Annotated in this window: 12 protein-coding genes; 6 read left to right on the forward strand and 6 right to left on the reverse strand. The window is 54.2% G+C overall.

Annotated elements, in window-relative coordinates:
- The first annotated feature begins 208 nt into the window (after positions 1 to 208).
- Positions 209 to 604, forward strand: coding sequence for a DUF2177 family protein (locus tag R6T97_RS11785; protein WP_410349487.1), 396 nt, complete (start codon positions 209 to 211; stop codon positions 602 to 604).
- 189 nt (positions 605 to 793) lie between these two features.
- On the opposite strand, the gene R6T97_RS11790 is transcribed toward R6T97_RS11785, so the two are convergent.
- Positions 794 to 1,339, reverse strand: coding sequence for a YaeQ family protein (locus R6T97_RS11790; protein ID WP_410349498.1), 546 nt, complete (start codon positions 1,337 to 1,339; stop codon positions 794 to 796).
- A gap of 304 nt (positions 1,340 to 1,643) precedes the next feature.
- Positions 1,644 to 3,284: an ABC transporter substrate-binding protein gene (locus R6T97_RS11795; protein ID WP_410349488.1), complete on the reverse strand. Its 1,641-nt coding sequence runs from the start codon at positions 3,282 to 3,284 to the stop codon at positions 1,644 to 1,646.
- 256 nt (positions 3,285 to 3,540) lie between these two features.
- Between R6T97_RS11795 and R6T97_RS11800 the strand changes: the two genes are divergently transcribed.
- Positions 3,541 to 4,086 (forward strand): response regulator transcription factor, encoded by a 546-nt coding sequence (locus R6T97_RS11800; protein WP_410349489.1) that lies wholly within the window; start codon positions 3,541 to 3,543, stop codon positions 4,084 to 4,086.
- A 28-nt stretch (positions 4,087 to 4,114) separates the two neighbouring features.
- Positions 4,115 to 4,936, forward strand: a complete 822-nt coding sequence (locus R6T97_RS11805; protein ID WP_410349490.1) for a methyltransferase family protein — start codon at positions 4,115 to 4,117, stop codon at positions 4,934 to 4,936.
- A gap of 65 nt (positions 4,937 to 5,001) precedes the next feature.
- Here R6T97_RS11805 and R6T97_RS11810 read toward each other — a convergent pair whose 3' ends face one another.
- The 3 genes from R6T97_RS11810 to ubiG are packed head-to-tail and all read right to left on the reverse strand — an operon-like array spanning position 5,002 to position 6,487.
- Complete coding sequence (locus R6T97_RS11810) at positions 5,002 to 5,553, reverse strand: glutathione peroxidase (RefSeq protein WP_410349491.1); 552 nt, start codon at positions 5,551 to 5,553, stop codon at positions 5,002 to 5,004.
- Positions 5,554 to 5,570: 17 nt separating this feature from the next.
- The gene (locus R6T97_RS11815) at positions 5,571 to 5,756 is read right to left on the reverse strand and encodes a hypothetical protein (protein WP_410349492.1); all 186 of its coding nucleotides are present in this window, start codon (positions 5,754 to 5,756) and stop codon (positions 5,571 to 5,573) included.
- Between the two features lie 8 nt (positions 5,757 to 5,764).
- A complete protein-coding gene (ubiG, locus tag R6T97_RS11820) occupies positions 5,765 to 6,487 on the reverse strand; it encodes a bifunctional 2-polyprenyl-6-hydroxyphenol methylase/3-demethylubiquinol 3-O-methyltransferase UbiG (RefSeq protein WP_410349493.1) in 723 nt (240 codons plus the stop codon).
- Positions 6,488 to 6,881: 394 nt separating this feature from the next.
- On the opposite strand from ubiG, the gene R6T97_RS11825 reads away from it, so the two are divergent.
- The 3 genes from R6T97_RS11825 to R6T97_RS11835 all read left to right on the forward strand — a co-directional run bounded on the left by R6T97_RS11825 (position 6,882) and on the right by R6T97_RS11835 (position 10,575).
- Positions 6,882 to 7,073 carry a hypothetical protein gene (locus R6T97_RS11825; protein WP_410349494.1) on the forward strand — a complete coding sequence of 64 codons (192 nt, stop codon included), beginning with the start codon at positions 6,882 to 6,884 and terminating at the stop codon, positions 7,071 to 7,073.
- Between the two features lie 268 nt (positions 7,074 to 7,341).
- Positions 7,342 to 7,884, forward strand: a complete 543-nt coding sequence (locus R6T97_RS11830) for a CBS domain-containing protein (RefSeq protein ID WP_410349495.1) — start codon at positions 7,342 to 7,344, stop codon at positions 7,882 to 7,884.
- Positions 7,885 to 8,235: 351 nt separating this feature from the next.
- Positions 8,236 to 10,575 carry a Hint domain-containing protein gene (locus R6T97_RS11835; RefSeq protein WP_410349496.1) on the forward strand — a complete coding sequence of 780 codons (2,340 nt, stop codon included), beginning with the start codon at positions 8,236 to 8,238 and terminating at the stop codon, positions 10,573 to 10,575.
- A gap of 258 nt (positions 10,576 to 10,833) precedes the next feature.
- Here R6T97_RS11835 and R6T97_RS11840 read toward each other — a convergent pair.
- The coding region (locus R6T97_RS11840) for a TolC family protein (RefSeq protein ID WP_410349497.1) at positions 10,834 to 11,188 on the reverse strand (355 nt) is incomplete at its 5' end.

An 11,188-nucleotide genomic window follows, 5' to 3' on the forward strand; every position in this document is an offset into this window, starting at 1 on the left:
GCTACAGCCAATCACATATGATTGTGACAGACAGAATGCGATCCGAGAGCAACCCTTGAAACAAGGAGCCGTCCACAAATGACAACTCAACCGATAATGCTCCACAGAAGTTGAACAGTACCGCTTTGCCTCTGACCTGCACCCCACCTGAGTGAGCAGCTTTCTCGCCAATGCAAGCAGGAGATCCTCAACCGCAAAGGAACGTCACATGCAACTGCCAATCCTTTACTTCGCCACAATCGCCGTCTTCTTGATCCTTGATGCGATCATGCTGACCTATGTGATGCAGCCGCTCTTCACACGCCATATCGGCCCCCTGATGGCAGAGCCGATCCGCTTCGCACCGGTGGCAGCATTCTACCTCTTCTATATCGCCGGAGTATTAGGCCTGGTATCAGTACCGGCCCTGCGCAATGGCACTGGTGTTTTGGGGCCCGCTTTTCTGGTCGGTTTAATGGCCTACGGCACTTATGAATTCACAAGCTATGCTATCATGCGCGACTGGCACTGGACAATGGTCGTCGCTGACACGCTCTGGGGTGGCGTTGTGACTGCGGTGTCGGCCTGGACAGGCTTGGTCATCACTCGGAATGTTCTGAGCTGAACATTAGATGGTCCATAAACAAACTTTGCGACTACGCGGCGCCAGTAAAAGTGCAAGGTAACGTCGGCGCGGATGCCGCTCGTGACTTTCGTTTCAAGCTTCTATGGCGTGAGCAACTGTGCCCGTCAGCCTGACGGGGGTGTGGACTACAGGGCAACTCAAGTCCGTCTTTGCAGGGGCAACCGCGAATTAGGCAGTGCTCTTCCATTTTTGCGGCGTAACGTAAACGATGCTATCATCGACACTGACCATGACGTCACCGTCCTGAACGTTGATCTGAAGCTTCATCGTGCGACTTGCCAATTTCGCCAACTCGCCCGTATCTTGCTCGGAAAGATTTGTCACTTGAAGGTTGTCGAAGCGGGTGGTGCTGTTCTTGATCTTGTCCCACCACATCTCGGCTGTCCTTCCGCCGTAAGAATAGACGACCACCTTATCGGCCTTGCCACAGGATTGACGCACCACCTTCTCGCTGGGAAGCCCGAGGGCCACCCATACGTCAAGCTCACCGCTCAGGCTTTTCTGCCAAATGTCCGGCTCGTCATCCGTGGAAAGGCCCTTCGTCATTTCCAAATGCTCATGGGCATTCAGCGCAAAAGCGACAATGCGCACCATGAGCCGCTCATCCGTCTCCGAAGGATGCTTGGCAACGGTCAATTTATGGGTCTCATAATAATGACGATCCATGTCAGAGACCGAAAGTTCAACTTTATAAATGGTGGAATTTTGCGCCATGATCTTTCCCAAAACGTCAAAGATTGGGATGCCTACAGCGTCTGGTGACCTTGTGAAAGCAGATAACCACACCGCCGCACAGCGCCGTTTGCCACGGCTCTTCATTCACCGATCATGGATGTCATTAAATGCGGGGCGATTGGCGAACTGTCTGCTCTGCAGAATGCATCCAGGGCAACCCAAACATTAGGATTGATCCCGGATTCCATTCCTGCAAAGGGTCATCGGCTCTCAAGCCGCAAAAAACTTTAGTCCGTCACAGACAGTTCCAAACGCAACGAAATACGACCATGTACGGGGCGCTTTAGGCGGCGTAACCCAGTTTCGCGACATGAATTTCGAACACAGGATGCATTTCCGCACCGATGACGTTGGGCTTGTGATGCCGATAGATTGAGCGCCAGTAAGGTTGAACGATTACACCTTCATCTTGCATGATTTTCTGCAATCTGGCCATCACGTCACGGCGCTGATCTGCGTCGGCAATAGACAAGGCTTCGGCCAGAAGCGTATCGAACTCTTCGTTGGAAAACGCAGTCTCGTTCCAAGCCTCACCTGACCGATAAGCCAGCGCCAGCACCTGAACTCCCAATGGGCGCTGCGCCCAGTCGGTTGTTGAAAGCGGGTACTTTGTCCAGTCATTCCAGAAGGTTGCACCGGGGATCACCGTGCGTTTCACGTTGATGCCCGCACTACGCAGCATGGCTGCGGCCGCATCGCTGGTGTTCTTTCGCCACGTGTCGTCAATCGATATAAGATCATGCTCGAAATCCGCCATACCGGCTTCTTCCATAAGGGCCTTTGCACCATCAGGGTCAAAAACCGGTGCAGGCAACGCGGCATATTCAGGATGAATGGGAGATACGTGGTGGTTCTCGGCAATCCGTCCATTACCAGAAAAGCCCAGTTCAAGCATCACGGCGTTATCGATCGCCATTGCTAATGCGCGGCGTACGCGTGCGTCAGCGTATGGCTGTATGCCATCGACCTCTGCCACCTGATTGGGGCGGATAACGACCGTATTGGCTGTCACCGCCTCGGATTTTGACCAGCCGAGATCATCCATGATTGAAATGAAATCACCGATGGATTCATAGACCATATCCACCTCGTCACCGGCGACCGCCGCCACGATTCCAGCCTGCTCCGTCCCGAAATCGATATACTCGATCCGGTCCAGATGCGCGCCTTCGCCCCACCAGTTGTGATTCTCGTTCTTGACCAGAACAGCCTTCACGCCAACCTCGAACTCTGCGGGCATGTACGGGCCTGTGCCGATTGGGTTGTCCAAGGGATCGCCGCTGAAGCTTTGATGGACAATCGCCGCCGGATAGTCAGAAAAACCCGCGATCAGAGTGATATCCGGCTGACCGAGTGACAAGCGAACGGTGCTGTCATCAACGACGGTGATCGCCCCCTCGCGCGCTTTTCCGGTGTCCGCGTCCACCAAGGACCCCATACGCGACGCCATCGAATTGCCCTCGACGCTCCTGTCGCACCATCGTGTGATGTTGAAGGCAACGTCCTGTGCGGTAAAGGCATCGCCATTGCTCCACGTCACGCCGGGGCGGACAGAAAGCAGGTATTCGGTGGCATCCTCGTTCACTTTCCAACTTTCCAGCAGCATTGGCATGAAGCTACCATCGGTCTGATATTCGACCAGATATTCCAGATAGCCGCGCGTGTAGTTCGACATCTGCGGCCAGTCATAAGTACGCGGATCTTTCAGCGCCTTGACTGTCGATTCAATGCGCAGCGTTCCACCCGCCTGCACATGACCGGCGGCGAAAGCCGGCCGAGGCAAGCCAAGCAGGCCATAAGCCGCCGTAGCCGTGACCCCCAGCGCAGTCGCACGCGTCAGAAATTCGCGACGGGATAATTTGCCAGCCTCAACTTCAGCAGCATAAATTCTTGTGGCGGGGTGAATGTTGTCAAAAAACTTCATGATATCCTCGTTCTGTCGATACTGTGATTTTGATCAGACCATCTTGGTCCCAGCGCTGGCGCGTCTTCACTCAACTGCGTTGAAGAACAAGTAGGTCAAAAATGAAATAATCAAGCGTGCGCGATTGGATTTGCGCACGCCCCACCTTCACGAAGACACTGAGCCGCTCCTTGGACTAAGCGTTAATGGTGGCGAATTGACGCGACCTGCATCTGAAAGACCTCACTGAACGTATCAGTAATAAAGGAGCAAAATGATGTCTGATGACAAGTTGCAAGACCTTCTGATCGTGGAAGACGACGACGCACTTCGTGAGCGCCTCGCACTGGCAATGAAGCGGCGTGGATTCGAGGTGCGAATGGCGTCAAGCGTATCACAAGCCCGGCGTGCGATCTTGGAAAAGGCGCCTGACTTTGCGGTCGTCGACCTTCGCCTCCAGGATGGCAGCGGCCTAGATGTCGTAAGCGATCTTGAAGCCACGCACCCCGAAGCGCGCGCATTGATCCTGACCGGGTATGGAAACGTGCCAACCGCAGTGTCCGCAGTACGCCTTGGCGCGGTTGATTATATCGCAAAGCCTGCGACTGCAGAGGAAATCATTGACGCGTTGATGGCGCCCAAAGGCCAGCATGCACCGGTGCCTGCAAACCCGACACCTCCCGCGCAAGCCCGTTTGGAACACATCGAACATGTTTATCAGGAAGCTGGCGGTAATGTATCGCAAGCCGCACGAATGCTGGATATGCATCGTCGCACCCTGCAGCGCATTCTCCAACGGCACGGGTTGTCAAATGGTGCCTGACGCCCGACCCGACCACATAAAGAGACTGATGACACTGCTCGGGGGTGCCCTAAGCCCACCACCTGGACGCGCCCGTATCGCCTTGGCACTGCTGTTCGGCGCAACCGTTCATATCGTATTCGCAGCCGCTGTCCTTGCGATGGTCGTTGCGATGTTCTTTGGAATGAGCCGCAGCTTGGGGGCCGTTCCATGGCCGTATGCTGCATTGACCAATGCGTTGTTGATCCTGCAATTCCCGATCGTGCATTCTCTTCTGCTGACTGCGAAAGGATCGGGATGGCTTTCTCGTGTCTTGCCGGTGCGCTACGGACGCACGCTGGCGACAACCAACTATGCAATCATTGCATCGCTACAGCTTCTGGCACTCTTCACACTTTGGACACCCAGCGGGATTGTCTGGTGGCAGGCAGAAGGCTTGCCGTTCTATGCTCTTGTCACGGCCTATTCTATGTCTTGGATCTTACTGATGAAGGCGAGCTTTGATGCCGGGGCGGAGGTGCAATCCGGCGCCTTGGGTTGGCTGTCTCTTTTGCAGGACAAAAAACCCGTCTTCCCCGATATGCCGACAACGGGGCTCTTTCGCGTGATCCGACAACCGATCTACGTTGCTTTCGCCCTCACGCTTTGGACGGTTCCGGTCTGGACGCCTGACCAGTTTGCCCTCGCTCTGGCGCTAACGGCATATTGCCTCGCGGCACCGCGGCTCAAGGAACGCCGGTTTGAGAAGCGATACGGCGACAGATTTCTTGCGTATCGACAGCGCGTGCCCTACGCCGTTCCGCGCCTTAAAGATGGTCCTGTGCGCGCAGTTCATATCTCTGGAGTTTGCGGCGACGACGGAAAGAAATAACAGGCAATCGGCCTGAGTTGGCGCAGTCAGGGTGGCTGCAACACCATCCAAGTCGTCACGCGGAACTATCCGGTGGGCCCAGATAACAATTTCTCAATCTGCAAAGTGATCTGATCTGATAGCGGGCTCACACGAGAGGCAAAGGTTGCTACAAGCTGTCCCTCGCCATCAAGCAAGACCTTGTTGAAATTCCATCTGGGAGTAAACTCGGACTCCTGACGAAGCGACCGATAGAACGGATGCGCATCGCGCCCTTTCACGCTTGTTATCACGGTCATCGGCATGTCGATGCCATAGACCAGTTCGCAAAACTCTTTGACCTCTGAGTCGTTTGCGAGCTCTTGGTTGAAATCGTCGGACGGTATAGCCAACACGACCAGTCCCTGATCACGATAGCGATCATAGAGCGCTTGCAGGTCGCGGTATTGGTCTGTGAATGCGCACATTGAAGCTGTATTGACCACAAGTACAGGCTGCCCTTCCCATTGCGACAGGTTAAGTGTCCCGCCGTCGATGGAGTCGAAAGGCGTTTCTCTATCCAGCGCAATGGCATGACCGCCCAGCGCAATGAACAGTGCTGTCAGGAAGGTCAATGCACTGAATTTGAGACGGCGCATAAGCAAAGCACGGTCCATCAGTTCTGCAGATCATCAAAAAAAGCATGATAGCGTCGGTGCTCTGCTCCGTCTTTGCGCAGGTTCAGGTCGCCGCGCTGCTCAACCTGCTGCGGGCGCTCGGTATTTCCCACCATAAGCGCTAGGTGCTCGCACATCCGGTCAAAGCGGATCGCGAGGTCATCGGAGGTCTTGTTACCCATCATTGTTCTCCTCATTCAGGTGCCGAAAGCGGTTTGCGGGCCGTACCCATGAAGATGATAAATGTGCCGGGCACACGTCCAAATATAAAATCGCCACGTCGATTGATCCCACGCGGGCCAAGGCCTGCGGTTTTTCCCGGTATCAACCCTGCACTTTCAAATTTGCCTTTCAACTCTGACGGCTTGATGAACATGCTGGGGTCATGGGTGCCTTGTGGCAAGATGCGCAGCACGTCTTCTGCAATGGTGACAGTCACGAAACGTGCCAGCGGATTGCGATTGATCGTGTCGTAAAACAGCGCACCACCGGGGCGCAGTACACGGACGATCTCGGAGACAACTTTTCCGAGGTCCTGAACGTGCTCAAAGACATCTACGCAAACAATCGCATCGAAACTTGCATCCTCGTAGGGCAACGCCTCACCAACGCCCACGTCGTAGTGAATTTTGCGTTTGCCAAGTTGTGCATGCGCTTTGGCTGACGCAATTGCATCCTTGGCAGGGTCGATCCCTGTCGCGATGGCAGCGCGATCATCCAGAGCCTCGGTCATAAAGCCGCCGGCGCAACCCAGATCAAGAACGGTCTTACCTTGCCAGTCGGTCATTTGGTCAAACCAGGAAAACCGTCCCGGCACCATGTTCTTGAGGGTACGCACCCAGCGGATATCGTCGGCCCACCATTGGTCCGCAACATCATCATAAATTGCTAAGTTGTTCCGCTGGGCTCTGGTCATTTAATGCGCGCTGCTCATGTCATATCAACCAGTTAGGACATCAGCGCCGTTTTCAAGTGCAGCGACCTACCATTGTATGCCCCCGCAGGGCAATCATCGATTGTTTGCTATAGCGAAAATCCGTTGTCGATTGGTACTCACGGTGCAAAATGACAATTTTTCCGAGGTTTTGATCTAGACCACTGCGCCTCCCCGCAACCAACTTTACTAATAATGAACCATGCGTTAACAGCGACACTCAGGCAGGTTTTTACGTTGCCGTTCCGACTCTGGAAGCACTCCAGAAGCAACTGATGCGATCTGAATAATGTGGCAAAGCCCCAATTCGTACGCAGCGTCCACCAAGCACATCCAGCCAGCAAGATCCCGAAGCAATTTGAAGGAGAAGATAGCCATGGCCAAGCTTACAAAAGCAAGCATCTTTACAACAGCACAACCCAAAACCGAAACCGCGATGGAAAAAACCACTCGTGCCGTGAAGGAAATCAAGGATTCCGAAACCAAGGAGCGCGAGGACAAGATGGCGCGACTGCGCAGGGCGCGACACGAAAGTGAAGCTGAAGCGCCCGAGAAACCGAAGCCCTGACTGACAACAAGCGCGCTTAACGGTCTGCATAATCCACTAATGCCCTATCCCGTCTCTGGTTGCACAGCGGCGGATCGAATGTCGTCGCCATGGATGAGGCCCAGAATGTCGAAAACTGCGTCCACACAGTAAACTGTCGAAAACCTTGGTCGAGGCTCCAGCACTGGTTTGGCACTACGGTGCAGGCGGTGAACCCTAGGGCTTTGGCTGGTCAACTCGCCTGATCGGGCTACCGTTAGTTTCATAGTAAGAACGAAGGAGTTTCAAAATGCCGCAAACAGCAGAACGCCCGGGGAACCGTCTCATGGATCGCCCGGAGTATGCCTCCAAGCAGAAACCCCTGGCCCGTTCGCCCCAGACAACCGTGTTTGATGCCGTTTCAGCAATGTCGGAAAAGAACTATGGGTCTGTGATTGTGATTGATGATGAACAGAAAGTTGTCGGCGTTGTCACCGAGCGGGATGTAATGAACAAGCTTGTCGGCAAAGGATTGGATGCGAAAAAAACTTTGCTGTCAGATATTATGACGGAAAATCCGCGGCTTGCGCGCGAAACTGACGATCTGGTGGATTGGCTCAGGATTATGTCGAATGAACGCTTCCGCCGCCTGCCGGTCGTCGATGATGATGGACGGATCAAGGCAGTTTTCACCCAAGGCGACTTTGTCTCATATACGTGGCCCGACCTGATGTATCAGATGAGATCAATTGCCACGGCCACAGTGACGAAAAACTGGCCCCTGTTCTTGATCGGTGGCGGTGTCGCGCTCTACTCGATCGTGATGGTGTTGGTGCTTGGGGCGGTGAATTAGCCATCTGATACCAACCGAGGACATCTTGACTACCTTGATCGGTTGTAAAATCGCCTCGCCGCTTTCATGGCCGTGAACAGCCTTGCCCGCAGGTTCAAGACCCTCAGAGGTCGGTCGTCCTGCGAATACCCCTGCAAGGTCTGAACGTCAGAGCTACATAGGTTGATCATGCAACCCACCTATCAGATGCGGGGAATGCACATCTGCTCATCGCGGTAGATCAATCCAGAGACTTCATTTCTTGCGTTCATACGTTTTTCGGGAAATATTCCGGGAAAAGTATACTTAAATGTATCCGAATAACTTAGCTCGTCGAAATTTAGCGATGCGGCGTAAGCAGAGGGCTTATAAATGGCAGTATTGAACTCTGGACTAGGTGGACCCGAGGGTTTCGGTACAAACGTCTTCTCGATAGACCCAGATAGAACCGGCAATCTGGATGATGGCAGCGTCGAAGTTGATATCACCTCAGCGTTCGGACCGGATGGAATTGATTATTTCGGTACAAATTACACAAGTATCTACATCAATTCGAACGGCCTGATTACCTTCGCGGGCCCCCAAACCGCCTTCACCCCTATCGCAATTGACAGCTACGGAGAGCCTGCCATCGCTCCGTTTTGGTCGGACGTGGACATTAACAAAGGCGGTGAGATCTATTGGGATGTGAACCCTACATCCGGTGCCGTCACGATCACTTGGTCAGAGGTTGCACCCTTTGACCTAACGGGAACACCGCCCTTGAACTCTTTTCAGGTGGTCTTGACCAATACCGGTAACGGCGACTTCTCGGTAGAGTTCATTTACGAAGATATTGAATGGACGAATGGCTACACAGGTGAGGCGACAGTCGGGTTCACTGATGGTGGCACAAATGACGTTGTATTGCCTGGCTCAGGTGACGCCGCAGCGTTAACCAACTTCGACACAGCGGATTTTGGCAACGGTGATCCTGACGGGACATGGCAAACCGACGTCAAGGACGGCGTCATTTTGTCATCAAACGGGATCGTCGATGGAACTGCGGGCGATGATATTATCGATGTGTCCTATGACGGTGATCCAGAAAACGACTTTGTTGACGCGGCTGACGGAACCGGGATCGGGCGGAACGACGACATCATAGATGCTGGTGCAGGCAACGATACGGTCGATGGCGGCTTGGGCGACGATACAATCTACGGCAATAGCGGTGATGACGTTCTCTTCGGCGGTGACGGCGACGACACAATTTTTGGCGACACTGCGGCGCCACGTGTCACCGATCCTTTTGACGTTCAGTATTTTGAACTCCCCCCCGGCGGCGGTGGAATAGACAGCCTCGCCGAAGCCGGGTTTGACACAATCGGCAACAATTCCAACACGCCGACGGCAGAATTCTTGCGCGATAGTCTAGACGTCAACACGATCAGCAATGAGAACGGTGGAAATGGTCAAACCTACGCTGTCAGGTTTGAAACAACCTTGAACGTGACCACAGATGGAAACTACGCGTTCACGACGACATCAGACGATGGCTCGCAGCTCTTCGTTGATGGGGTCCTTGTTGTTAACAATGACGGGCGCCATAGCGAGGCCACTGAGTCAGGTTTAACCACACTCGGTGCAGGCGAACATAACGTTGTTATCATCTTCTTTGAGAATACTGGGAGCGATAGTCTTTCCTCGACCATCTCTGGTCCTGACACTGGGAATGTTCCAATTGATTTCACGACGGCCGACATTTTTGGGGTCGTTGCCGGCTTGCCTGGCAATGACACGATTGACGGTGGCGATGGTGATGACATCATTTTCGGCGGCGATGGCGATGACATCATCACCGTCGGAGCGGGGGATACAGCAGAAGGTGGTGCTGACTCGGACACCTTTACGCTCGATTTTTCACAGACCAGCAGTTCAAGCGCGACGACCATCACAGTCGACGGCGGCACTGATGGTGTAGATATCGACAGTCTGGATCTGACCGGCTTTGGCCGTTTCACCCTGACTGAGACGACAGATCTTGACGGCGATTCAACCAGTGGCACGGCGATTTATGACAGCGGCCAGACCGTCGAATTTACCGAAATCGAGAATCTGACGGTTTGTTTCGCGAAAGGAACGCAGATCAAGGCCGAAGACGGCATACGCGCAATCGAAACGCTGCGTGTCGGCGACAAGTTGGCAACACGCGATCACGGCCTGCAAACTATTCGTTGGATTGGAGAACGCGTGCTTGCAACAGAAGAGTTGACTGCTTTTCCAAAGTTGCAGCCTATCCGTATCGCCGCTGGAACACTGGGCGATGGCATACCGACACGCGATCTGATCGTGTCGCCGCAACACCGGATTGTGGTTCGGTCCAGAATCGCCATGCGTATGTTCGATGCACAAGAGGTATTCGTTCCAGCAAAACATCTGCTTGGTCTGGAAGGCGTGACCATTGCTACCGATATGACTGCAGTCACCTATTATCACCTGCTCTGCGACGATCACGAGATCGTCGAAGCAGACGGTGCCTTTGCAGAAACACTCTATACCGGAACAGAGGCCATGAAGGCGATGACACCAGAGGCGCTCGAAGAGATCGCGTTGGTCTTTGGAGATCAACCTCTGACGAACCGGCCTTTGGCCCTGTTCGCTCCCAAAGGCCAACAAGCAAAAAAGTTGGTAGAGCGTCACATCAAGAATGATCGTGCGATGTATTGCTAGGCTGAAAAGCCCAGCCGAATTATGAGCTCTGTTGAGGTGTCTGGTCCCGGCATCTGATGGATCGGTTCAAGATCAATCCATCTCGCCATAACGTCCCGATCTTGCTGATATATTCGTAAGGCGTAAGTCTGGTCAGGATCCTATGTCTGCGGGAGGAATTGCAGACAGCCGTGAAGTCGGAAAGGGGCGTGGGCAAATGACCCGGATTGTCGTGAACATGTCACCAGATTGTCGCCTTCCTGATCATGCGCCCTAATCCTACCCGTCATCCAGCGCATGACCCTGCCCGATCACGGTGTGCAGGACGATGTAATCGATCGCCTGATCGCGCTGGCTGCGGGCAAGCCCGGCACGGGCCTGCGATAGCGCGCGTTCACGGTCAAGCACATCGAGCACGGTGATCGTGCCACGGTTGGTCAAGAGGCTGCGCGACAGATCAAGGGCGCGGCGGTTCAGATCGACAAGATGCGCTGCCTCGGCCTTGGCGGCGGTTGATGCCTGCAGATCGGCCTGCGCGTTTTCGACCTCTTCGATGGCCGACAGCACCGCACGTTGCCAGCGCAGATAGGCTTGGTCCACCCGCGCGTCGGCGGCATCGACAGACGCGCCTAAT

Source organism: Yoonia sp., assembly GCF_046498525.1.
Classification (GTDB): domain Bacteria; phylum Pseudomonadota; class Alphaproteobacteria; order Rhodobacterales; family Rhodobacteraceae; genus Yoonia.

Bases quoted from the DNA above. Each gene is read 5' to 3' on its own strand.
- R6T97_RS11805 (WP_410349490.1), top strand. From the start codon at position 4,115: ATGACACTGCTCGGGGGTGCCCTAAGCCCACCACCTGGACGCGCCCGT.
- R6T97_RS11795 (WP_410349488.1), bottom strand. From the start codon at position 3,284: ATGAAGTTTTTTGACAACATTCACCCCGCCACAAGAATTTATGCTGCT.
- R6T97_RS11800 (WP_410349489.1), top strand. From the start codon at position 3,541: ATGTCTGATGACAAGTTGCAAGACCTTCTGATCGTGGAAGACGACGAC.
- R6T97_RS11785 (WP_410349487.1), top strand. From the start codon at position 209: ATGCAACTGCCAATCCTTTACTTCGCCACAATCGCCGTCTTCTTGATC.
- R6T97_RS11815 (WP_410349492.1), bottom strand. From the start codon at position 5,756: ATGATGGGTAACAAGACCTCCGATGACCTCGCGATCCGCTTTGACCGG.
- R6T97_RS11830 (WP_410349495.1), top strand. From the start codon at position 7,342: ATGCCGCAAACAGCAGAACGCCCGGGGAACCGTCTCATGGATCGCCCG.
- R6T97_RS11835 (WP_410349496.1), top strand. From the start codon at position 8,236: ATGGCAGTATTGAACTCTGGACTAGGTGGACCCGAGGGTTTCGGTACA.
- R6T97_RS11825 (WP_410349494.1), top strand. From the start codon at position 6,882: ATGGCCAAGCTTACAAAAGCAAGCATCTTTACAACAGCACAACCCAAA.
- R6T97_RS11810 (WP_410349491.1), bottom strand. From the start codon at position 5,553: ATGCGCCGTCTCAAATTCAGTGCATTGACCTTCCTGACAGCACTGTTC.
- ubiG (WP_410349493.1), bottom strand. From the start codon at position 6,487: ATGACCAGAGCCCAGCGGAACAACTTAGCAATTTATGATGATGTTGCG.
- R6T97_RS11790 (WP_410349498.1), bottom strand. From the start codon at position 1,339: ATGGCGCAAAATTCCACCATTTATAAAGTTGAACTTTCGGTCTCTGAC.